The sequence below is a fragment of the Synechococcus sp. PCC 7502 genome (assembly GCF_000317085.1).
Lineage (GTDB): Bacteria > Cyanobacteriota > Cyanobacteriia > Pseudanabaenales > Pseudanabaenaceae > PCC-7502.
In genome coordinates this window covers 791,220-812,334 of record NC_019702.1, presented here as the reverse complement: position 1 = coordinate 812,334, position 21,115 = coordinate 791,220, and the positions used below count along the sequence as shown (strand labels likewise).

Genomic DNA, 21,115 nt, shown 5'->3' with positions numbered 1-21,115 from the left:
GGCATAAGCTATACCAAGGGGCGATAAACCCTATAGTCAATTTCAGGGAAAATATTATCCATAAATTCCACCTTTTCTAACCAGCCACTATCTATGGTGCCAGCGTTAATATCGTCAAATAGTTGATTAAATCTGGATAAATGCGATCGGGTACGGCGGACAGCATAGGGAACCATAGTCCCAGTTCGCATAATAAATGCCCAATCCGAAGACTGTGCCAACAAAAGTTCTCGCGCTGCTTGATTTAGTGCCTTTAATTCCAATTCATCGACAGGCTCCCGATGGGATAAGGAAATCATGCGTTCAGCCGCTTTATGCAAATGGGGATAAACCCAGGCATTAGTTTCATTCAGCCAATATTCGTGGAAGCCCTTATAACCCCAACTAGACTGGGCAGGTCGAGCTACTTGTTGATTTGGATTTTGGCGTAAATAGTCTGCAAGGTGGGTCATACTAAAGGTGCTTTGATCAAAGTGAGACTTACGGATTAGATAGTCAATAAACCAAGGGCCTTCGTACCACCAATGCCCAAATAGTTCAGCATCATAGGGAGAAACTACAATCGGGTTGCGTCCCATGACTTTGTGTAAATATTCCACCTGACGCTCACGGTTAAAAGCAAAATTGCTGGCATGATCGGCAGCTTTTTCCCTTGCCCAGTAAGGATCATACAGTTGCTTTGCACTCAAATCCATACCACGACCAGTAATTTTATGATACTTAACCCCCGTATTTTTGCGCTGTCCATTGGGCATGATATAGGGTTTAATATATTCGTAGTCTGCTTCCCAACCAAGGTCTTTATAAAATTCTCGATATACTGGATCGCCCGGATAACCTACCTCCGATGACCATACCTGTTGCGAGGATTCGTGATCTCGTCCAAATACTGCTACACCAGTTTCCGTAAAAATGGGGGCATAGGTACCATAACGGGGGCGGGGTTTTCCATATAAAATGCCATGTCCATCGGTGAGAAAGTAGCGTAAGCCCACATCGGCAATCATACGCTCTAAGCCATCAAAGTAAGCACATTCAGGGAGCCAAATCCCATTGGGAGGTCTGCCAAACGCCGCTTCATAATGATCGACTGCCACTTTTAACTGTGCCCACACTGCTTGTGGATACATTTGCATCAGGGGTAAATAGCCGTGAGTCGCCCCACAGGTAATGATTTCCAGATTATTGCTATCGACAAATTGTTTAAAGGCAATAACTAAGTTACCCTTATATTTTTCCCAGAGCGATCGCACTTCGGCAAATTCTTGGACATAGTAATCAGCTAGATAACGCAAATGCCCATGATTATTAACTTCATACTCAGTTTGAACTAGCTTTTGCAACTTGGCTAAATGTAGATCGTAGCGTTCTTGTAATAAAGGATCGCTGAGCATAGAAATCAGGGGCGGAGTCATGCTCATGGTAATTTTAAAGTCGATACCATCCTGCTTTAAGCCTTCAAAAACTTTTAATAAAGGGATATAGGTTTCAGTAATTGCCTCGTATAGCCACTCTTCTTCTAAAACATAGTCACTTTCTGGATGCCGTACAAAGGGAAGGTGAGCGTGTAGAACTAGGGCAAGGTATCCAATAGTCATATATTATTTTTTCCATGAAGGCGCATAAAATTTGCTGCACCCAAAGCTTATTTACTATTTATATTGAAGCAATTCTAAAATATTAAGGTTACGTCCATGAACTTAATTAACGGATGTTAAGCCTATGTCTTCAAAATTTATATTTGAAGCTATATTTGAGCAAAGACTCGTCAGTGTTAATACTTAGTCAAGGCGATCGCAAATTTTATCAGCCTCTATTACTGGACTTTGTTCTCTGGTATTAAAAGCTCCAAAATACACTTTAAGCCTAGGATTTTGATCGCAATGCTTATTGTTTACTTAAATGGGGTTGTAAATAGCTGCGATTAAGAAGTAGTAAACTAGCATTACTAGCTAAAGTCAATTTTATGACTGATTTGCAAAATTTATCCAGTCCGAAAGCTAAAATGACCGATACTACTACAATTCATGGTGATCAGAGTGGTGATCAAAAAAGTTGGACAGAGGTAGCTAAGGAATATGCTGGAAAAAATTTAGATGAAAGAAAGACTTGGCATGGTTCAGTTGCCGATGCCTATAATCGGGTGAGACCTCGCTATCCATCAGAAATTATTGACCGCACAATTGAACTTGCCCAACTGCCACCCCATGCTCAAATTTTGGAACTAGGCTGTGGTCCAGCGATCGCCACTGTCGACTTTGCGAAGCTGGGGTTTTCGTTATTGAGTCTGGAGCCAAATAATGAAGCCGCAGAATTGGCAAAACAGAACTGTGCGAATTATCCGCTTGTGGAAATCCAAAATTTGGCTTTTGAGGAATGGGAACTGAAATCTAATTACTTCGATGCTGTCCTCGCCGCCACATCATGGCATTGGATTGATCCTGCGATCGCCTATGCAAAATCAGCAGCAGCATTAAAACCCAAAGGCAGTCTTATCCTATTATGGAATACTCCACCACAGGTAGACGAAGAAACCTATCAGTTAGTTAATAACACTTATCAGGCTTTAGCACCCTCTATCCCTGTCTATGCGCGATATGAAAGTAGAATAAATCATCAAGCCGATTTTCTAAAATTTAGTCAAATTATTATTGATTCTGGCTATTTTAACCATCTGAGCTATGACTCCTCCATTTACGAAGTTGTTTATAGCCTCGATGACTATCTTTTGCTATTAAGTACTCTATCTCCATACATTGCCCTAACTACCGAGACCAGAATTAACCTCTTTGCTCAGTTACGAAAAATATTACATCATCATCGAGGCGATCGCCTCCATCTCTCCTTCGTATCTGCTTTTCATGTTGCCCACAAAATATAATCAACATCTCAGTGCCTGTGGATTAACACCAGCTTTAATTGCGGCTAAAACCCCGATCGCTTCTAAATATCCATTCACAGTAGTTCCCGTTAAGCCCAACATTTGGGGATACACCTGCAACGCTGTAGTGTTTTCTCGTACAAAAATGTAGTGAATATGATTAAGTTTTTGCAAAGCTAAAATTGCTGTTCCCCCGCAGGCACTTTCTGGGGTAATAATGACATCAATATGATTTCGGGCGATCGCTTTTGTTAAATTTATAACTAAATCAGTATTTCCCTTAGTAGTAATAAACTGAGGTGCTTTGCTTAACCCCACCAGAACACAGGGTAAAAACGTATAGCCTAGTTCTTCCGCCGCCGCCCGAGCTGAAACACTAGGATCAAGGGGTAATGGAGATAAGGCTGGAGCATGGGCAGTGGGAATGGCAAACTCCCGTACAAGTAAATGACTAATTACCGCCTCAGCACCTGCTAGGGCATCTACTCCCCGTCCTTGGCGATAATTTTGTAATGCTAGGCTATCAGTATCATCAGGAAATCTCGTGATTACGGCGATCGCCTGCACTTTACAAACATTTACTAAATAATCAGCAGCCCGAAGCAAACTATCAGGATGAGCAATGGTTCCCCAGGTTGCGCCCGATTTACCAATTTGTAGTTCTACTCCCAAATTTTGATCGGTAATTACAGTATCAGTAATAGTTAATCCCAAAGTTGCTTGAGCCGCAGCGATCGCCTGTCGATGTCGTAATTCTAATTCTGGTTCTATACCTCGGTCTAAAATTACCCCAATTCGGTTGGAATGCACTGGCTGTAGCCCCCAATTTCCCAAAGCGACTTGATCTAACCCATAGCCCTCCACATACAAAACATTGGGCATGGGATAAAATAAACTTGCCCCATTTAAGACATTAGGGTGGGTAATCACAGTATCTGCCACCGCAGCGATCGCCCTTGCCACAGGTAAAGCATCTCCAGCATAGCCACCAATTGCCGCTTTAATCCCAGTGGGAATAATTAATAATACTGTGAGCGATCGAGTCATTAAGCTATATTCAAAAATTATGTTTAGGCGTTATTTTTTACCCCAGAACCGCGCTGAAAATGTCTAGTAAATTCTGGGTATTTTTCCAAATCCTCCAAAGATTCTACTGCTGGCATCTCAACCCAGTTGGCTTCTGCGTGAAGTTTATCTACATATATATAAAATGCCTCTTGATCTTCTCGGTGATCGAGAACATAACTATGCAACTCTTTTCGACTCATTACTTGAAAATTGGGCTTATTCGTCCAATGTACCTCCAATTATCGTTGGGATATCTCTCTATAATATTCTCCTCACCAGCAAGGAAGAATATATTTCCTGTACGCTCATCCATGCGAACTATGTTTACGGGCAAGTAAAACTAAGTAAACCAGCAACATAAAACATAACATCGAGTTTTTTGTTCTGCTGTAGGTATGATTTTATTTGCTCCTCCATATTTGCAACTCGCTATACTCCCTATATTTTAAGAGATTGCTACAAAGCGGATTAATTCCGTATGATTGTAAACTCTATATTGAATGAAAAGCCTAATGACAAAAGAATCTCTGTTCGGTTTATCCCTTTTTCCCTATTTGCTATTTTTGTTTTTCATTACCAGATCGAAAAGATTACCAAAACTATCACTCTGGGGTTTTTACGGTACCCTCGTATTTGTAGCAATTACCATTCCTGCGGGGATTTACGCTCAAACTGTCTATGGCACTTCTTTAGCTAATGTGGATTGGCTGCATGGTGGGGCTGAGTCTTTCTTGACTATTACTAATATTTTGTTGGTGATTGGACTTAAATCCAGCCTAGATCAAGTTAAAAAAAGTTAATTATAAATTTAATTACTTGGAAGACTTCTAAGGCTATCGACTGTACTTTTAATCGCACTCGCCAACGGTACAGCAATTACTAAACCTAAAGAGCCACCAATTTGCAAGCCCACAAACAGAGAAATTAAAATCCATACAGGGTTTAAACCCGTCAAATCTCCTAAAATTCTGGGGGCAATCACATTAGCAATAATTTGGTCAATTATAATTACCGTCGCTAAAACCTTTACCCCTAGCCAAAAATTTTGCAGTGCCAATACAAACGAAATAATACTTACAGTTAAGGCACCACCAAAGGGAATTAAACCCATAATTCCGATCGCCAAGCCAAATAAAATACTAAAAGGCACATTCATCGCTAGAAATGCCAGAGTCACAGAACTGCCACTAAGGGATGCTAATGTAGCTTGTCCAATGTAATAATTTTTAAAGTTTTGCCGTAAGGATTTTTGTACCTGTCCACCCCAGCTATTGGGAAACCAACTAAAAATACCCGCCCAAATCCGATCGCCATAGGATAACAGGTAATAGGTCATTACTAAAATCAATAACAGATTAACAACACTCCCTGCGGTATCTAGGGCAAATCCCAAGACTTTTCCCGTCAGTGACTGTAACTGTCCCGACAGGCGATCAGTAAGCTGAATGGCAATGCCACGGATATTCACATCAATATTCTGCTCTTGATACCACAGTTGCAAGCTATTTAACTGCTGATTACCCGACTCAATTAAACTCGGTAAACCTTTTACTAATTCATTAAGCTGGGTTAAGGCGATCGGGACTAGCACCACTGCCACCGCAGCCAACACCGAAACTGCCAATAAAAACACCAATAAAACAGCACTACCTCTCTTCATGCCTAGGGTAGAAGTTACCAAGCCCACTGCATAATTTAATAAAAATGCCAAAATCGAGGCGGCAATGAGAATGCTGAAAATAGGCTGAAAAAATCGAAAAAACTCTAGCCCCAACCAACCATTAATAATAATTAAAGGAAAAGTTATGCCGATCAGTAATCTATTAATTAACTTATTTTTGAGATTAGTTGGCTGATTAGGCTCTGGATTCTCGTTATTAGATGCGATCGTGGTTACCTGCGGATTTAGTGGGTTTATTGGCTCTATCTCCGTGATCATAAAAATACCCTGTAAGGATTTAAAAAATTGGTGCAACTAAATGCTTAAAATCTATCTTAAGTAAACTACAAATTGCACGGAATTATGAATTTAGGTCGAATTAGCGTCATTGCTTTCAATGTTTTTCGTGAAACCTTGCGCGAACAGGTACTATACCTAACTTTATTATTTACTTTAATCTTAGTAGCTGCTGTTAATCTCCTGCCCCAGCTTTCCGCTAGCGGCGAAAAAAAGATAATTATTGATGTTGGCATTGCCGCAATTGAAATAGTCGGGCTGATTGTAGCAGTATTTGTGGGTACGACGTTGGTGAATAAAGAGATTGATAAGCGCACCATCTTTGTGTTGATTGCTAAACCCATGAGTCGTGCCGAGTTTATTTTGGGTAAGCATTTAGGTATTACCTCAGTTTTAGCTCTGATCGTTGGGATAATGACAGTAATTTATGTGGTAGTACTAAGTTTAGCCAAGATTTCCTTACCCATTTACTCAATTTTAGTTGCCAATTTCTATATATTTGGGCAGTTAATGTTACTAGGAGCGATCGCCATCCTATTTGGTACATTTAGTAGTTCTTTACTAGCAGCTTTTCTGACCTTTGCTACCTATCTAATGGGCAACTTTAGTCGAGATTTATTAGCTTTGGGGGAAATTTCTAAAAATGAAAGCCTACAAACGGTGACTCGGATCATTTATTTGGTTCTGCCCGATCTGTCCCGTGCCAATCTTAAAAACGAAGCTGTCTATGGAGTTCTGCCCCCTTTAACCGATCTCTTTAGCAATGGAATTTATATCTTGAGTTATGCCCTTTTAGTTTTGGCGATCGCCATTTTAGTATTTGGGAAAAAGCAGTTCTAGTTGATCTGGTTGATAAATATTAAAAAGGGGAAGATTAACCCTCCCCATAGCTTTTTTTATTTTTAATCAAAGATTAGAATTAGTAAGTTTCCACATGCCAACGACCAGCTTTTTTCATTTCCTTTTCATAGGTTTTCCAGTCAACTCCACTCTTAGCGGCAGTGGCAATCATAAACTCATCAATACCATCTTCCATACCCTTCAACCCACAAATATAGGTATGAGTATTAGGCTTTTGAATTAATGTCCATAGCTCATCAGCGTACTCTGCCATCCGATTTTGTACATACATTTTTTTGCCATCAGCAGTTTTTTGTTCCCGACTGAGGGCATAGTCACATCGGAAATTGAGTTTATTTTTATAGGATAGCCAATCAAGATCGGACTTGTACAAAATTGCACTTTCCGTAGTTACTCCAAAAAACAACCAAGCCAAACCTTTGAACTTATATTCAGGATGATTTTCCTTAAACATCCGCCATAAAAAGGCTCTAAAAGGTGCAATTCCTGTTCCAGTAGCAATCATAATGATATTGGCATTAGGATCATCAGGTAATAGCATTTCTTTACCCACAGGACCAGTGATTTTAACCTCATCACCCGGTTTTAACCCTGTAATAAAGCTAGAGCAGACCCCTTCAACTGTTTCCCCAGCTTCATTTTTGTATTCGAGCTTTCTTACGCTCAAAGATACAGTCTTACTATCAAGGTCATCACCAAGGCGAGTAGAAGCAATAGAATAAAGGCGGAGTTTGTGAGGTTTACCGTTTTTATCAGTGCCGGGAGGAACAATACCAATACTTTGCCCTTCTAGATAGCGAAGTTCACTACCAGAGATATCAAATTTAACGTGCTGCGTGATACCGATTGCCCCTTCACGGAGTAATGGTTCATTGGAAATGCACTTACCCACGAATGGACTAGCAGGTCGATAGATATTTACGGGAATATCCTTCTTTTCAGTTTTTTCTTTTTCAGTTTGAGTCATGGGATTACTTGAACAAATATTAATTGTATTAATTGCTGAGTTCTTGATTTTGTACAGAATATATTAACGTCTGATCAATTCGCAAAACTTGTTTTTTATGTTTATATTACGTTCTTATAGTCAAACGATACATTTAGCAGATTTATTTATAGACTTCTTTAGGCAGGTTAACTAAAACACCTGTTAAGATTAAGTTAAAAACCTCAATACTGTAAACATCGACTTATGTCAAGTGCTACAATTAATTATCAATTTAGCTAACTTAATTCATTCAACAACTTAAACTAAACTACCACCTAAAAATTACTGCATGAAAAAACCGACCAGAGATCTACCCACAATCAACGAACGTATTCGCTTCCCAAAAGTCCGTGTCATCGATGCCGATGGCGGGCAACTAGGAATTATGACCCCGCGTGAAGCATCTAAACTAGCTGAGGAAAAAGAGCTGGATTTAGTGTTGGTAAGTGATAAAGCCGATCCCCCTGTCTGTCGGATTATGGACTATGGCAAGTTTAAGTTTGAGCAGGAAAAGAAAGCCCGTGAGGCTCGTAAAAAGCAGCATACAGTTGATGTCAAAGAAGTTAAGATGCGCTACAAAATTGAAGAGCATGACTATCAAGTGAGAATTAATCATGCCGAAAGATTTTTAAAAGAAGGAGATAAGGTTAAAGCAACCGTAATGTTTAAGGGGCGAGAAATCCAACATGCTGATCTTGCTGAAGAACTATTGAACCGTATGGCAGTTGACCTAGGACCGATCGCTGAAATTCAACAGGCTCCTAAGCGAGAAGGACGTAATATCACCATGTTAATGGCTCCTAAAAAATAAGATAAAAAGAAAGTAAGTCAAAAAAACTATGGGGTAGAAAGCTCTCCCCACTTGATTTTAGAGTTGCTCTTCAAGTTGGTTGAATAAAACCAGAATTGCAGATTTATTTTGGTTTTGGGGCTTCAGCGACAGTTTGCTTACCTACTGGTCTTGAAACTTCGACCCCATTTTGCTCAAGAATTACAAAGGTAGTTCCTGAGATATCTTCAACCCGTTTGAATAATACCTTACCTCCTGCAAAGGTTTGCCCTAGAGAGATGGGGCGAGATGTTGGCTCACCGGGAGCATTGACGATCGCATACTTACCATCAGCAATATCTAAAATTCCACTGACAAGAACAGCACTGGCTTCAGCTGTAGAGGGCGGCTCCACTGGTTTTATCGATATTTGAGGACGATTGGTGGAACGGATAACAGGGCGGGGGACAGAGACTGCGGGGGCTGGTTCACTACCAGGAATAGTAATAAATGGGTCTCGCTCTATACCTGTAACTTTGGATACTAGTTCATCTTGTCTTTGTTTTTTGTTGGTAGGTTCCACAAAACTAATGGGTGTTTTCGAGACTACAGGATTAGCAAAGATGGGAGGTTCTTTTTTGTCTGGCTCTGTTTTGGCAGGTGCAGTCGTTGTCGTAACAGGTCCGGGGGTATCAGTTTGACCGCTCGCTCTAATTTTATCGCAGTCCTCTCTGCCGGGAGATGTTACAAATTCTTTGGTTTCTCCCTTAATGGTACATTTAATAGTAACTCCACTGTCAGTTGTACAAGCCCCCAGCCAAACTGTGGACAGAAAAATCGTTGCTAGATAAAGATTACGCATCACACCACTCCTTTATGTTAAACATACTTAGGGCTTATTCTATCGTAGATATATTTACATAGCATTTATTTAGTAAAAAATTTGATTTTATGAAATTTCTTTGAAGGTTTTTAACTTTGGATCGGGTTATTTACTGTCTTATTAATGTTTATTGCTGCTAAAACAATATTAGAAAGCAGAAAAGTTAAATTGAATAGCTAAAAAATGACAGTTGTAGGAACTACTAAAATTTTAGGCATCATTGGTGATCCAGTGAGTCATAGTTTATCTCCAGTAATGCATAATGCGGCGATCGCAGCCATAGGTTTGGACTATGTATACATACCGTTGCCAGTAAAGATTGAGAACTTGGCAATAGCATTTAAGGGTTTAGGTGCGATCACTTCTGTCCTTGGCTTTAATTTGACAATTCCCCATAAGCAAGAAATTATCCCGTTACTAGATGAAATTACGGAAGTAGCTAGGGCAGTGGGGGCTGTGAATACGGTTAAACGCACTGAACGGGGCTGGATTGGGACTAATACCGATGTGCATGGTTTTTTAGTGCCTTTACAAATCCTTGATCGAGATTGGCAAAGTATACCCGTGGTGATTTTAGGGAATGGCGGGGCAGCAAAGGCGGTGGTGGCAGGCTGCTTGAAACTGGGTTGTCCTGTGGTGCATGTAATTGGACGGGATCAACTTAAACTACGGGAATTTAGGCGAGCTATGACGGAGCAACTTCAGGTAGATGATTTACGGGTACATACTTGGCATGATCTTGAGCATTTATTACCTTCAGCAGGATTAGTGGTTAATAGTACGCCTATTGGAATGGGGCATGATTTAGGTTCACCTTTGACTGCATCTCAGTTAGGTTTAATTCCCCAAGGGGCGATCGCCTACGATTTAATTTATACACCCCGTCCGACTAAGTTTTTGCAAATGTCTGAGGCTCAGGGTTTAGTTACCATAGATGGCTTAAAAATGTTACTGCATCAAGGAGCGATCGCTTTGGAGTTTTGGATAGAAAAACCAGCCCCGATTGCAGTTATGGCAGAGGCGTTAGGGTTATAGGAATCTGGCATTTCCTAGTTTTTAAATACCCGATGTTGGAGAGAAGGCATTTGCCTGCGGACTTGTTCTAATCGAGATGGTTCTATGGGGGCGATCGCTACCCCGGGCTGATCTCCAGCATCCGCTAAAATTACCCCCCAAGGATCAACTATCATGGCATGACCGTGGGACTGGCGGCGGGGATTATGACGACCCACCTGAGCGGGAGCAATTACATAGCAAGTATTTTCGATCGCCCGTGCCTGTAACAAAACTTGCCAGTGATCTTTACCTGTATAGGCAGTAAATGCGGCGGGGACAAATAAAACATTGGCACCATGAAGGGAGAGGTAGCGATAGAGTTCAGGGAATCTGACATCGTAACAAACCGATAAGCCTAAATTCCCTAATTCTTCAGAGTAATAAATTGGTGGCGCAATGGAACCCGCCTCGATCGTCTCTGATTCTTGGTAGGTATTACCATCGGGTAGATTTACATCAAATAGGTGCATTTTATGGTACCTAGCCAGTTCCTGTCCGTCTTTACCAATTAAGACCGCCGTATTAAAAAGTTTGCCAGATTTGGGATTATTGGTATTTTGAGGTACGGGAAAACCGCCGCCGAGTAACGTAATTTGATAGCGTTTTCCCATGGTTTGCAAAAACTTCATGCTTTGCTCAGCAATTTCTTGTGACTGTTGGGTTTTAGCCTCTTCGTCCCCTAAAAAAGAAAAGTTTTCTGGTAAACACACCAGATCAGCCCCACGATTGACGGCAAGTTGGATTAATTCTTCGGCTTGTGCCAGATTTTTGTGTAAGTCGGGAAGACTGGTCATTTGTATGGCTGCTGCTAGATATGCCTTCATTAGGGTTGAAATTATGATTTATGTAATGGACTGTTCACAATTTACCGCAAGATTGGGACTTTAATCTGGTAGAAGTGTCCCATAGGGATAGGTTTGAGCCTACAATTAAGTAAAGATTTATTAAAACTATCTATTTCTGCTATTTCACTATTAATTCATCCTTAATTTAATAAAGCTGTTTATGTTCAATTTCCTCCATCGTTATCTGGCTTTGGCGATCGCCTGTTTAGCAGTGCTAATCATCACCCTTAGTAGTCCTAATTCTTCCTATGCTATTGATGCACCCGAACTATTGCCTCAACAAATGACCAATGTGATTGACTTAGGTAAGTTTTTAAGTGATTTTCAAGAGACTAAGTTAAATAAGGACATTACCGAATTTGAAGCCAAGACGGGTTGGAAATTGCGAGTACTTACCCAAGTTGATCTGACTCCGGGACGGGCAGTAAAAGATTTTTGGGATTTGAATGAGCGCAGTGTTTTGTTAGTCGCAGATTCCCGCGATCGCAATCTTCTCAATTTCAATGTGGGTGATGAGGTGTACAGCCTTCTGCCTAGGGGATTTTGGATTGAGTTGCAGTCACGCTATGGCAATCAGTTTTTTGTTAGAGAACAGGGGCAGGATCAGGCAATTCTGGCATCTTTAGCGGCAATTACCACTTGCTTGGCACAGGATGGCTGTAATGTTGTACCGGGACTACCTCAGGAGCAATGGGTTTTAACTTTATTAACTTCGATTTTAGGCGGCTTAATTTTTGGCTTTGCAGGTCAACCTCGACGGGAAGGGGAAACCTTTGCTCTGCGTTGGGCATTAATTCTTACACCTCTGTGGGGAATGCTATTTGTAGCATTTGGTATCGCCCCAGTGATTAGTCGCACCGCAGATTGGTTGCCAATTACTCGTAATGTTGCAGGTTTTATCGGTGGAGCAATTATTGCTTATTTAATCCCGATTACAAGGCGTTCAACTCCTCCTAAAGCTCCTTAATTATGACTAGAGTTATGCGGAGAAGAGATGTATTAATTGGTGGGGCAGCGATCACTCTAGGGGGAGGATTAAGCGGCTGTGACCTATTTGCCGATCCAAAGCGATTAAGAATATTAGGATTAGCAGGGGCAATTCCCAGTCGGATAGTTAAAGCCTTTGAAACCCAGTTTAATAAGCCGACGGAACTGAAAACTGAACCTACTCCCGATGCCATTTGGAAATTCCTGAAAGATACGGTAGAACCAGTTAAAGTGCCTGATGTTGCCAGTTTGGGTGATGCTTGGCTAGATTTAGCGATCGCCCAGCACCTAATTTCTCCTCTTACTATAACTTCAATTCCCCAATGGCAAAACCTATCGCCTCTATGGAAGCAAGCAGTTACGCGTAATGGTAAAGTGTGGGGTATTCCCTATCGTTGGGGACTAACGGCGATCGCCTATCGTTCAGATAAGCTGGATATACCGATTAATGGCTGGGCTGATCTATGGCGGACGGAGCTAAAAGGAAAAATCACCCTACCTAATGATCCTCGTGAAGTAATTGGCTTAACCTTAAAAAAGCTAGGATATTCCTACAATACTGCCAATATTAAGGCGATCGCTCCATTAACACCAGCATTACAGGCATTAAATCAACAGGTCTTAACCTATACCTCTGATAGCTATTTGCAACCTCTCTTAATTGGTGATAGCTGGTTAGCAGTGGGCTGGTCTCAGGACATAGTTAATACCGCAGAACAAAATTCTGATATTAAGGTGGTAATTCCTGCGGAGGGAACTGCTCTCTGGAGTGATCTTTGGGTATTCCCCCAGCGAGTTAACCGTCCAGAAAATCAAATTTTTGGTCAAGATTGGTTGGATTTATGTTTAACACCAGCGATCGCCAATCAAATTACTGCCCTAACCGATGCCACTGCCACTAATCCTGATCTAGGAAAACTCCCGAAAAGTGTTACGAGTAATATACTTAAGTTTCCACCTGATCAGATTTTAGCTAAAAGTGAATTGATTTTGCCTTTGTCAGAAACTAGTAATCAAGAATATAAACAGCTATGGGAAAATCTGCGCCAAGCCTAGATAAATTCAATATATTTCAGAGATAAATTTGAGGTAATTATGCAGCGATCGCAATGGTTAGCAGTGTTTACGGGGGCTATTGCCATTTTGTTGGGAGTGGGCTACTTGGTTTTGGTACAAATTCTAGATAGTCGTGGGGAGATGATTCCTGCTCCGATTGGAATTCTGTTATCGTGCTTCCCTAATCAGTTGTAGAGCAAAAGTTACCGACTCTTTAAGCAAAGGTGTTACTACAGTAACCACAGCCGCCGTGACTATAATATTGCGGGAATATTGCGGGAGAAATTTAGCGTATCTCGGATCAGTTGAAAGAATCTTTCATCCCACTTTTTTGATTCCACCTCAAGTTTTGCAATATTTGCGGTATTTGCCTCTGTCAGGGCAGTAATTCTATACAGTCGTATGTCTAGTTCTTCTATAGTCATGGATTTGAGGGTTATTACTTGTTTAGCCTAATTTTATCATTCCTGATATTCCCTACCTAGTATTGGCTAGTGATCAAAATTTATAATTTATAAGGTTAACTAAAGCTTAATACAGCTAAGGGATCGGGTATGGATGTACTTGGAGCTATGAATTCACCCACAGCGACAAATTCTAATCTTAGCTTGAGCCAACGGATCACTTGGGGGTCAGTAGAGATAACTGCGGCAGAGGGGGATGGACAAATATTTCTAATTGCAGCTAATTCTGGAGCTTCGAGAAAGGCAGGATTTTCAATAAACCAAAAGTCAATTTCTTTGCGGCGATCGCTATAATTTTTAGCCCTTTCTTTCAGGAATTCACTTAATGGTTCTTGCTCAACCAAAAATTTACGACTAGCAGCAATGAAGTAATAGGTTTGGGGCATGGCTCTTAATGATCTGGATAATTTCTTGATAATTCTCTGGACTAATTATAGGCTGTGCTTTAGCAAGTATGGATCAAAGTATTTAGGTTACAATTTCAACTGGCTTTAGCAGCTATTTCAGATCAACAGTTTAAGATCAACATTGACATGAAAAAACCGCCCTAGGTTGGCGGCTCTTCGTAACTAAGTTACTAACTACTTCGGTATAGACTACCTAGATACCAACTTGGTTCATTTCTTGCTCTAATAGGCTAATAAGATTTTTGTCTTTATTATTCTTGGCTACTTCCAAGCGGTGTTTTAGAGAAGCAGCAATGTTAGCCTTGTGGTTTAAGGAGGCTTCAACCTTTCTTTGTTTTTGAGTGTCGTTCATATTAAGCTCTTTTAAGTTATAAGTTTCTGTGTGTATTGCTACTAATTTAATATAACACTAATAGTAGCTTTTGATACAGAAACTTTGTTAAAAAAGTGTAAACAAAAATGTAAAGAGTTATTTCTATGGCTCAAACCGTTGCCGAAATTAATGCCAAGATTCAAAACCTTACAGCTAAGGTACTTACTGTTACAGAACTAAAGCAACTAGTGCTGGAAGTTGGGGTTAAACAGGCTACTACCCAAGTCGATGTAATTACCACAGGTACCTTTGAGCCGATGGAATCTTCTGGAGCAGTTATTAACTTGGGACAGACCGATCCACCGATTAAAATTCGTAGCTGCTGGCTAGATGGGGTATCAGTTTATGGAGGCTTAGGAGCCGTAGATTTATATTTAGGAGCAAGTCAAGAACCTGATAGTGAGATGACGGTCAATCGTGGAGGTGGTCATATTATTGCCGACTTGATTGCTGGTAAATCTGTAAATCTTAAGGTACTTGGTAAGCCTAATGACTGTTATCCTCGTGCCAGTTTTGAGACAACAATTACTAAAGATAGTATTAATCAGTTTTACCTATTTAATCCGCGTAACTTATATCAAAATTTTATTGTGGGTGTAAACAGTGGAGATCAGATTCTTTATACTTATCTGGGGGCATTAAATCCCCGTTTAGGTAATGCTGTCTATGCTAATCCGGGAGCGATCGCGCCATTATGGAATGATCCAGATTTACGCCTAATTGGTATTGGTACCAAAATTTTTATGGGCGGTGGTATTGGCTATGTGGCATGGGAAGGAACTCAACATTTTCCTTTACAAAAACGCCTACCGAATCGTACACCTGTAGCTCCTGCTGCAACTTTAGCTCTAATCGGTGATGCTAAGCAAATGCAGCCTGAATGGGTAAGGGGTTGCTATTTTCGTAATTATGGCTCATCGCTGATGCTAGGTGTGGGGATTCCTTTACCAGTGATTGATGAAGAAGTTGTGGCTAAAGCTGCGGTTCCAGACTCGGAGATTGTGACTTCGGTGTTTGATTTTGCAATCGCCCGCCGAGTTAAACCCTCCTTTGGGACTGTAAGCTATGCGGCATTGAAGTCTGGAACAATTAGAATTGATGGCATAAATGTAAGAACTGCGCCAGTTGCCAGTATTTATCGCTCGGAACAAGTAGCTGAAGCTTTGAAATCATGGATTTTAGCAGGAGAATTTACCTTAACTGAACCTGTGGCATTTTTGGATAGCGATCGCGGATTTGTCTCTCAGGATTAAATTACTACCTTGGACTGGGCTAAGATAATTTTGATCCTCAGGAAAATTCTATGACATCAGAGGAAATTCAACAGGCTCTAGCCCAAATTTTAACTGCACAACGTCAATCTCGTTAAATTGGGGATTCAGTATCATCTCGATCCTTAAGTGCCTGAACTTGATTATTTGTCCATGAGATCGCCCCATCGGTATTAGTTTGATAGAAATCAATATTGGCAGCTTTTAATTTACTAATAGTGTCGGCAGAAATTGTAACTTTATTCTGATTTGCCTTATTTTGACTGGAAGTAGAAGCGATCGCTGTAGTAGGTTGAACTGCTTCTAATAATTCTGGAATTAAATCTTCTCCCGTCCACCAGAATATTTTTGCCTTTAGCTTGGGAAGTAATTGAGCTTGATTAAGTAACTGTTTTTGGGAAGTTGGTTTGGCATCAGTCATTAGCAGCCAAGAAGTATCAGCGGTTTGAATCCGAATCAGGTTGGGGCTTTGATTGATTAGTTCAATTTGACTCTGATTGGTAAATTCTAAAGGTTGGTTTAATTTTAAAGCAGTAACACTGGCACCAGAATCGGCTAAAGAGTCAGTTAAGCTAATAGGTACAGAACTAGCAAAATTTTTAATCGGAATTGGTTTATCCTTAATAACCTGCCATCCTGCGGATATGTTACGCTCCGAACCAGTGGCGATCGCCCAGTCAATTTGATTAATCCCCACCTTTTGAAATAATGGTACTAGGGTGAAATTGGCAATCTGCTGATCTCCACTATTAATTAAAGCTACCTTGCCTTGATCTTGAATTAGCATGACAGGCGTGCGATCGCTAGAGATTACTAAAGCTTGAAATAACGATGATCTAGTGATAGCACCGGGGATAAATAGAATCATTAGAAAAATCACAGAAAAAGGGAGCCATAGTTTTTTAACCCTAGGCACAAGCCAAATCCCCAAAATAATGCCATAGCCTAGTAGTACCTGCCATAGAGCAATTGATCCCGCATTGGTAATAGCTCCAGGTAAAGACCGAATCCCATTAGCGATCGCTATCATTAATGACATGGGAGCAGTTAGTAGCCAACTAATTACAGCCCCTAAAGGTACAAAAAATATCCCCAGCAGACCGCTTACTATCCCCACTATGGTTCCCAATGATACTAAAGGCGTAGTTAAGACGTTGGCAAGAATACTATAGGCACTAATTTTGCCAAAGGCATAGAGTTGCAGAGGTAAAGTCCAAAAATAAGCAGCGATCGGTACAGCTAATAAAGTTGCAAGCAAAGGTGGCAGCCATTCTAATTTTTTGGCGATCGCCCCAGCACTAACTACTAAACCCAAGGTAGCTAAAAAACTTAACTGAAATCCTAAATCTTTAATCCATAGGGGTTGAATTATTAACAAAATCATTGCCGCTAAAGTTAAACCCACAACGGGACGAATTTGGCGACCAATAACTAAACCTGTCAAAGTACCCATACCCATGACCACAGCCCGTAAAACCGATGGACTCACGCCAGTTAGGAGCAAAAATCCCACCAAGCTAATAGTTCCAGCTATAAATTTAAGCCTATTAGAGTTATCACTGGTAATTGCTAAAACTGTTCCCAAAATAATAGAAACTTGAAAGCCTGAGGCTGCCAGTGCTGCTGCTAAACCAACCTCGATAAATGTTTGCTTTATATCTGAGGGTAAATCTATAGTTCGATTTCCCAATACCAAAGAACTGAGTAAGGCTCCTTCAGGCATTCCTGCCCCAGTCACGTGGGTACGCACAATTCGATTCCGAATCCACCAATCACCGAATATAGGCGGATCACTCAGCACCTTCAGACTTTTGCCACTAAGTCCAGCAAAAATTCCCGATCGCCCCAAAAATGCCTTAAAGTCAAACCCACTAGGATTATTAGGAGGTTGAGGTAAATATAAATTGCCCGTGATGGCAATACTTTGAGATGGTCTTAAACCCGTAACCTGGGTCAAAGGGGTAGTAACGTAGAGTTTACCTTCTACAGATTTCTGCTCTCCCGAACTTAGTTTTATTTCCCTTGCTGCGAGGGTAAACTTACCTCTGCCACTACCCGAAGTCATGGGTGAATCCAACAACTCTCCCCTAATCGTTACCTGATTTAGCGGTGCCAGTTTAGAAATATCATTGGGCAAAGGTTGAGGAACTCGAAACTGGATATAAAAAGTGGCAAATGCTCCGATTAACCCTGCCATCAGCCACACCCATCGATTAACCATCATCAACCTAAATGGGATCAGCCCCGCCCCGATCGCTCCCAGTCCCAGCATAATCACAGCAGCTAACCAAGGAAAGCTTGTCCCCTCAAAAAAAGTCCTAACTCCGCAGCCACCAATAAAAGCCAATGACCAAATGAAGAGAAACAGAACATTCATAACCCTGATCCATTGCCGTTTGATCAATATCTAAGCATAGGATCATAATTTATTTGTTAAGAGCAAGTTATGATCGGCATTTGTGGGAAAACAACATCGGGAAAACAACATAAAAATGTAAGAACCCATGTTCTAAGAGCTAATATAATAGGAAGCTTCAATTTTTTCTGTTTATTTTTTCTGTGTAAATGAGTTCCTCCAAATTGGCGATCGCCGACAAACAAGAAATATTGCGTCTGTACTGTGAGACTGACCTATCTACAGCTAAGTTGTCCAAACAATTTGGCATAAGTCCGAGTACTACCCTTCGCCTATTACAAGAAATGATGTCGCCCGAAGCATACAAGGAAATTGTGCAGAAAAAACAAACTAAATCTCCAAAATCTGCCCAAAAATCTAATAAACAAATCAAGAACCAGAGCAAACCCATTGCATCTGAATCCATTACTCAATCAACTAACCAAGTAGCCAGCCAACTTGACTTAGAACTATTAGCTGCGATAGAAGAGACCGAAAGCCCCAAAGCTGTGGTTGAGTTAGGCAGACCCGCCGCCCCAATCAGACCTATGCCAATTACACCTCTTACTAAAGAAGTTATTAAAGTTAAAGAAGTTATTAAAGAAATTATTGAAGAAGCTCCAGTAGAAATTACTGAAGAAGAATTGCCTAGTGACTTTAGTGATAGTGACGATTTAGAAGATTTTGATGAGCAGAAAAGTGTAGTCGAAGATTTAGTTCATGATTTAGTCCATGAAGAAGATATTATTGATGACGAATTTGATGAAGACGACGAACTAGACCCCGAGGATGACGAATTTGATGAGGATTCAGCTTCTGGTCTGATTAATCCTGACCTAAATTCGGTTGCCAATATTCTCTCGATTCTGCCCTTAGAGGAAGCCGAACTATCTCATATCTGCTACATTGTGGTTGATAAAGCCTCGGAAATTGTGACCAGACCAATGCGAGATTTTAAGGACTTAGGTAAGGTGCCAACGGATGAAATTAATCTACAGGCACTACCAGTTTTTGATAATCACAGGTCGGCGCGGCGGTTTTCTACCCCTAACCAAAAGGTAATTAAGTTCCCTAGTTCGTTAATTTACGCCACTCGATCGCATCTTTCTCAAAAAGGTATTACTCGATTGCTCTATGATGGGCAGGTATTTTCTCTATAAGGACTTTGTTATATAGTTAGGTAGTGCATCAGATATGTGTAGTATGTCCATTTACCAAGGCTTTTGGGCTTTAGCCTTTATGGTGTAAAAATGACTACCTGTAAAAGCTTCAGCAAGTGTTACAGATTTGCCTACACTTTTGTATAGCACTACCGATAGTTACAGAGCTTTACGCATTAATAGTCTTTTCCCAGAGGTAAAGGGATTAAAGCTAAATTCTGGATCAATCTTATAAACTTGATAGCCCGAAAGTTGATACAGTTTCAAGGCAGAATTATTACTGTCTAGGACATGCAAGTAAACATACTTAAATCCCCACGAACGCACCTTAGATTCCACGGTAGTCAATAGTTTGAAGGCTATGCCCTGCCCTCGCCAATGGGGATGAACTGCCAGATTGGAAATGTAGGGTTGTTCGGTAGTATGCCAGTTGAACCAATAGTCAGATTTGCCCGATTTTAGGGTGGGAATATCTTTAAGGTTGACTTCGAGGGTGGCGATCGCTTCTGAACTTAAAATTGAAGTCGCAACTAGGCAGGCATAGTAGGGGCTATAGTCTAAAAGCCTCAGTCCTAAATCTAGGGAAATCGACCATACTGCTAAAGGATAAAGCAACGGGGGACATTGATGATAAAAGCTAGTTACTAAAATATGAGAAATGTGGGGTACGTCCCGTTGGTGCGCCAGACGAATCTGAAAAGATGAACTTTTACTGTTATCTGGGTTTTTATCTGCCCTTTTATCTGTGCTTTTATCTGCCACTGTGTGTGATACTCTGATTCGGCTTGATCTGATTCAATCTGATTCAGCTTGAACTTAGCTTTAATTCTTTATTTTAGGTATTTATTGTATCGTTAATTCATGATTCATCCTCGTAAGCAATTTGGGCAGCATTGGCTAAAAAGTGATAAGGCTTTGGCAAAAATTCTCCAAGCTGCAAATTTACAACTAACCGATCGCATTTTAGAAATCGGACCTGGTACGGGCATTTTAACTGTGAAACTTTTACCATTGGTGCGATCGCTTGTTGCTGTAGAAATTGATCGTGACCTGTGCCAAAACCTACGCCATAGATTTGCTGAACCAATTTTAGAACAGAAATTAGAGCTAATTGAAGGTGATATTCTGAGCCTACCTTTGCCAGATTGCAATAAAGTCGTTGCTAATATTCCGTACAACATTACTAGCCCAATTTTAGAAAAACTTCTAGGCTCCATCAGTCAGCCCGTGGCGCAGTTTGAGCAAATTGTATTATTAGTCCAAAAAGAAATTGGCGATCGCCTAGTGGCAAAGGCAGGACATAAGGCATACGGAGCGATGAGTGTGCGGGTGCAGTATCTGGCAGAATGTCATTTTATTTGTGATGTTCCCGCCAAAGCTTTTACCCCACCGCCAAAGGTTGATTCAGCCGTAGTCTGTTTATTACCGCGATCGCCTGTTAAACCTGCCTCTGATCCAAAATTCCTAGAAACCATCATCAAGCTGGGATTCGCCACTAAACGTAAAATGTTACGCAATAACTTGGGGGCAATTATTGATCGCGATCGTCTCGTAAATATTTTAGAAGCAATCCAAATTAATCCACAGGTGCGGGCAGAAGACCTCAGTGTGGAGCAGTGGATTCAACTAAGTGAATATATAAAGTGAATATGTAAAGTAAGTATCTAAAATAAATAATTTCTAAAATAAATAAT

Annotated in this window: 23 protein-coding genes and 1 pseudogene; 11 read left to right on the top strand and 13 right to left on the bottom strand. The window is 40.7% G+C overall.

Going from position 1 to position 21,115, the window contains the following annotated elements:
• Nucleotides 1–8: 8 nt before the first annotated feature.
• Nucleotides 9–1,598: a glycoside hydrolase family 57 protein gene (locus SYN7502_RS04010; protein ID WP_015167606.1), complete on the bottom strand. Its 1,590-nt coding sequence runs from the start codon at nt 1,596–1,598 to the stop codon at nt 9–11.
• 368 nt (nt 1,599–1,966) lie between these two features.
• On the opposite strand from SYN7502_RS04010, the gene SYN7502_RS04005 reads away from it, so the two are divergent.
• Complete coding sequence (locus tag SYN7502_RS04005) at nt 1,967–2,881, top strand: class I SAM-dependent methyltransferase (RefSeq protein WP_015167605.1); 915 nt, start codon at nt 1,967–1,969, stop codon at nt 2,879–2,881.
• Here SYN7502_RS04005 and SYN7502_RS04000 read toward each other — a convergent pair whose 3' ends face one another.
• Genes SYN7502_RS04000 through SYN7502_RS21295 form a run of 3 tightly spaced genes read right to left on the bottom strand, consistent with a single transcriptional unit; the run spans nt 2,882 to nt 4,283 of the window.
• Entirely contained in the window at nt 2,882–3,928 is a 1,047-nt protein-coding gene (locus SYN7502_RS04000; protein ID WP_015167604.1) for a DUF3326 domain-containing protein, read from the bottom strand.
• A gap of 23 nt (nt 3,929–3,951) precedes the next feature.
• Nucleotides 3,952–4,188 (bottom strand): DUF6887 family protein, encoded by a 237-nt coding sequence (locus SYN7502_RS03995; RefSeq protein WP_015167603.1) that lies wholly within the window; start codon nt 4,186–4,188, stop codon nt 3,952–3,954.
• Nucleotides 4,149–4,283 (bottom strand): DUF6888 family protein, encoded by a 135-nt coding sequence (locus SYN7502_RS21295; protein ID WP_465245762.1) that lies wholly within the window; start codon nt 4,281–4,283, stop codon nt 4,149–4,151. The genes SYN7502_RS03995 and SYN7502_RS21295 overlap by 40 nt, the downstream gene beginning before the upstream one ends.
• 178 nt (nt 4,284–4,461) lie before the next feature.
• Here SYN7502_RS21295 and SYN7502_RS03990 point away from each other — a divergent pair, with 178 nt between their 5' ends.
• A complete protein-coding gene (locus SYN7502_RS03990; protein WP_015167602.1) occupies nt 4,462–4,749 on the top strand; it encodes a DUF3593 domain-containing protein in 288 nt (95 codons plus the stop codon).
• 8 nt (nt 4,750–4,757) lie between these two features.
• Here SYN7502_RS03990 and SYN7502_RS03985 read toward each other — a convergent pair whose 3' ends face one another.
• Nucleotides 4,758–5,888 (bottom strand): AI-2E family transporter, encoded by a 1,131-nt coding sequence (locus tag SYN7502_RS03985; protein ID WP_015167601.1) that lies wholly within the window; start codon nt 5,886–5,888, stop codon nt 4,758–4,760.
• A gap of 84 nt (nt 5,889–5,972) precedes the next feature.
• Between SYN7502_RS03985 and SYN7502_RS03980 the strand changes: the two genes are divergently transcribed.
• The gene (locus tag SYN7502_RS03980) at nt 5,973–6,746 is read left to right on the top strand and encodes an ABC transporter permease (RefSeq protein ID WP_015167600.1); all 774 of its coding nucleotides are present in this window, start codon (nt 5,973–5,975) and stop codon (nt 6,744–6,746) included.
• A 79-nt stretch (nt 6,747–6,825) separates the two neighbouring features.
• Here SYN7502_RS03980 and SYN7502_RS03975 read toward each other — a convergent pair.
• Nucleotides 6,826–7,746: pseudogene (locus SYN7502_RS03975) on the bottom strand (ferredoxin--NADP reductase); the annotation flags it as partial.
• 298 nt (nt 7,747–8,044) lie between these two features.
• Between SYN7502_RS03975 and infC the strand changes: the two are divergent.
• Entirely contained in the window at nt 8,045–8,566 is a 522-nt protein-coding gene (gene infC / locus SYN7502_RS03970; RefSeq protein ID WP_015167598.1) for a translation initiation factor IF-3, read from the top strand.
• Between the two features lie 103 nt (nt 8,567–8,669).
• Here infC and SYN7502_RS18085 read toward each other — a convergent pair whose 3' ends face one another.
• Entirely contained in the window at nt 8,670–9,386 is a 717-nt protein-coding gene (locus SYN7502_RS18085; protein WP_015167597.1) for a hypothetical protein, read from the bottom strand.
• Between the two features lie 204 nt (nt 9,387–9,590).
• Between SYN7502_RS18085 and SYN7502_RS03960 the strand changes: the two genes are divergently transcribed.
• Nucleotides 9,591–10,442: a shikimate dehydrogenase gene (locus SYN7502_RS03960; protein WP_015167596.1), complete on the top strand. Its 852-nt coding sequence runs from the start codon at nt 9,591–9,593 to the stop codon at nt 10,440–10,442.
• A gap of 14 nt (nt 10,443–10,456) precedes the next feature.
• Here the strand turns inward: SYN7502_RS03960 and SYN7502_RS03955 are convergent, their stop codons facing one another.
• Nucleotides 10,457–11,287 (bottom strand): carbon-nitrogen hydrolase family protein, encoded by an 831-nt coding sequence (locus SYN7502_RS03955; protein ID WP_015167595.1) that lies wholly within the window; start codon nt 11,285–11,287, stop codon nt 10,457–10,459.
• A gap of 181 nt (nt 11,288–11,468) precedes the next feature.
• Between SYN7502_RS03955 and SYN7502_RS03950 the strand changes: the two genes are divergently transcribed.
• Genes SYN7502_RS03950 through SYN7502_RS20075 form a run of 3 tightly spaced genes read left to right on the top strand, consistent with a single transcriptional unit; the run spans nt 11,469 to nt 13,546 of the window.
• On the top strand, nt 11,469–12,275 hold the full coding sequence (locus SYN7502_RS03950) for a TPM domain-containing protein (RefSeq protein WP_015167594.1): 807 nt from the start codon (nt 11,469–11,471) through the stop codon (nt 12,273–12,275).
• Nucleotides 12,276–12,277: 2 nt separating this feature from the next.
• On the top strand, nt 12,278–13,351 hold the full coding sequence (locus SYN7502_RS03945) for an extracellular solute-binding protein (protein ID WP_015167593.1): 1,074 nt from the start codon (nt 12,278–12,280) through the stop codon (nt 13,349–13,351).
• Between the two features lie 39 nt (nt 13,352–13,390).
• Nucleotides 13,391–13,546: a hypothetical protein gene (locus SYN7502_RS20075; protein ID WP_015167592.1), complete on the top strand. Its 156-nt coding sequence runs from the start codon at nt 13,391–13,393 to the stop codon at nt 13,544–13,546.
• A gap of 59 nt (nt 13,547–13,605) precedes the next feature.
• Here the strand turns inward: SYN7502_RS20075 and SYN7502_RS20070 are convergent, their stop codons facing one another.
• From SYN7502_RS20070 to SYN7502_RS20065, 3 genes are all read right to left on the bottom strand, one after another.
• Nucleotides 13,606–13,776 (bottom strand): hypothetical protein, encoded by a 171-nt coding sequence (locus SYN7502_RS20070; RefSeq protein WP_168130306.1) that lies wholly within the window; start codon nt 13,774–13,776, stop codon nt 13,606–13,608.
• 95 nt (nt 13,777–13,871) lie between these two features.
• Complete coding sequence (locus SYN7502_RS03935; protein ID WP_015167591.1) at nt 13,872–14,201, bottom strand: MgPME-cyclase complex family protein; 330 nt, start codon at nt 14,199–14,201, stop codon at nt 13,872–13,874.
• Nucleotides 14,202–14,415: 214 nt separating this feature from the next.
• Nucleotides 14,416–14,574 (bottom strand): hypothetical protein, encoded by a 159-nt coding sequence (locus SYN7502_RS20065; RefSeq protein ID WP_015167590.1) that lies wholly within the window; start codon nt 14,572–14,574, stop codon nt 14,416–14,418.
• A 125-nt stretch (nt 14,575–14,699) separates the two neighbouring features.
• Here SYN7502_RS20065 and SYN7502_RS03930 point away from each other — a divergent pair, with 125 nt between their 5' ends.
• A complete protein-coding gene (locus SYN7502_RS03930) occupies nt 14,700–15,848 on the top strand; it encodes a homocysteine biosynthesis protein (RefSeq protein ID WP_015167589.1) in 1,149 nt (382 codons plus the stop codon).
• Between the two features lie 112 nt (nt 15,849–15,960).
• Here the strand turns inward: SYN7502_RS03930 and SYN7502_RS03925 are convergent, their stop codons facing one another.
• Nucleotides 15,961–18,243 (bottom strand): ComEC/Rec2 family competence protein, encoded by a 2,283-nt coding sequence (locus SYN7502_RS03925; protein ID WP_015167588.1) that lies wholly within the window; start codon nt 18,241–18,243, stop codon nt 15,961–15,963.
• A 188-nt stretch (nt 18,244–18,431) separates the two neighbouring features.
• Here SYN7502_RS03925 and SYN7502_RS03920 point away from each other — a divergent pair, with 188 nt between their 5' ends.
• Nucleotides 18,432–19,421 (top strand): hypothetical protein, encoded by a 990-nt coding sequence (locus SYN7502_RS03920; RefSeq protein ID WP_015167587.1) that lies wholly within the window; start codon nt 18,432–18,434, stop codon nt 19,419–19,421.
• Between the two features lie 159 nt (nt 19,422–19,580).
• Here the strand turns inward: SYN7502_RS03920 and SYN7502_RS03915 are convergent, their stop codons facing one another.
• A complete protein-coding gene (locus tag SYN7502_RS03915; RefSeq protein ID WP_015167586.1) occupies nt 19,581–20,183 on the bottom strand; it encodes a GNAT family N-acetyltransferase in 603 nt (200 codons plus the stop codon).
• 102 nt (nt 20,184–20,285) lie between these two features.
• Here SYN7502_RS03915 and rsmA point away from each other — a divergent pair, with 102 nt between their 5' ends.
• On the top strand, nt 20,286–21,068 hold the full coding sequence (gene rsmA / locus SYN7502_RS03910; protein ID WP_371257822.1) for a 16S rRNA (adenine(1518)-N(6)/adenine(1519)-N(6))-dimethyltransferase RsmA: 783 nt from the start codon (nt 20,286–20,288) through the stop codon (nt 21,066–21,068).
• Nucleotides 21,069–21,115 lie beyond the last annotated feature (47 nt).

Excerpts from the sequence above, each read along its gene's own strand:
- SYN7502_RS04010 (WP_015167606.1), bottom strand. The coding sequence starts at position 1,598 with ATGACTATTGGATACCTTGCCCTAGTTCTACACGCTCACCTTCCCTTT.
- SYN7502_RS04005 (WP_015167605.1), top strand. The coding sequence starts at position 1,967 with ATGACTGATTTGCAAAATTTATCCAGTCCGAAAGCTAAAATGACCGAT.
- SYN7502_RS04000 (WP_015167604.1), bottom strand. The coding sequence starts at position 3,928 with ATGACTCGATCGCTCACAGTATTATTAATTATTCCCACTGGGATTAAA.
- SYN7502_RS03990 (WP_015167602.1), top strand. The coding sequence starts at position 4,462 with ATGACAAAAGAATCTCTGTTCGGTTTATCCCTTTTTCCCTATTTGCTA.
- SYN7502_RS03985 (WP_015167601.1), bottom strand. The coding sequence starts at position 5,888 with ATGATCACGGAGATAGAGCCAATAAACCCACTAAATCCGCAGGTAACC.
- SYN7502_RS03980 (WP_015167600.1), top strand. The coding sequence starts at position 5,973 with ATGAATTTAGGTCGAATTAGCGTCATTGCTTTCAATGTTTTTCGTGAA.
- infC (WP_015167598.1), top strand. The coding sequence starts at position 8,045 with ATGAAAAAACCGACCAGAGATCTACCCACAATCAACGAACGTATTCGC.
- SYN7502_RS18085 (WP_015167597.1), bottom strand. The coding sequence starts at position 9,386 with ATGCGTAATCTTTATCTAGCAACGATTTTTCTGTCCACAGTTTGGCTG.
- SYN7502_RS03960 (WP_015167596.1), top strand. The coding sequence starts at position 9,591 with ATGACAGTTGTAGGAACTACTAAAATTTTAGGCATCATTGGTGATCCA.
- SYN7502_RS03955 (WP_015167595.1), bottom strand. The coding sequence starts at position 11,287 with ATGAAGGCATATCTAGCAGCAGCCATACAAATGACCAGTCTTCCCGAC.
- SYN7502_RS03950 (WP_015167594.1), top strand. The coding sequence starts at position 11,469 with ATGTTCAATTTCCTCCATCGTTATCTGGCTTTGGCGATCGCCTGTTTA.
- SYN7502_RS03945 (WP_015167593.1), top strand. The coding sequence starts at position 12,278 with ATGACTAGAGTTATGCGGAGAAGAGATGTATTAATTGGTGGGGCAGCG.
- SYN7502_RS20075 (WP_015167592.1), top strand. The coding sequence starts at position 13,391 with ATGCAGCGATCGCAATGGTTAGCAGTGTTTACGGGGGCTATTGCCATT.
- SYN7502_RS20070 (WP_168130306.1), bottom strand. The coding sequence starts at position 13,776 with ATGACTATAGAAGAACTAGACATACGACTGTATAGAATTACTGCCCTG.
- SYN7502_RS03935 (WP_015167591.1), bottom strand. The coding sequence starts at position 14,201 with ATGCCCCAAACCTATTACTTCATTGCTGCTAGTCGTAAATTTTTGGTT.
- SYN7502_RS20065 (WP_015167590.1), bottom strand. The coding sequence starts at position 14,574 with ATGAACGACACTCAAAAACAAAGAAAGGTTGAAGCCTCCTTAAACCAC.
- SYN7502_RS03930 (WP_015167589.1), top strand. The coding sequence starts at position 14,700 with ATGGCTCAAACCGTTGCCGAAATTAATGCCAAGATTCAAAACCTTACA.
- SYN7502_RS03925 (WP_015167588.1), bottom strand. The coding sequence starts at position 18,243 with ATGAATGTTCTGTTTCTCTTCATTTGGTCATTGGCTTTTATTGGTGGC.
- SYN7502_RS03920 (WP_015167587.1), top strand. The coding sequence starts at position 18,432 with ATGAGTTCCTCCAAATTGGCGATCGCCGACAAACAAGAAATATTGCGT.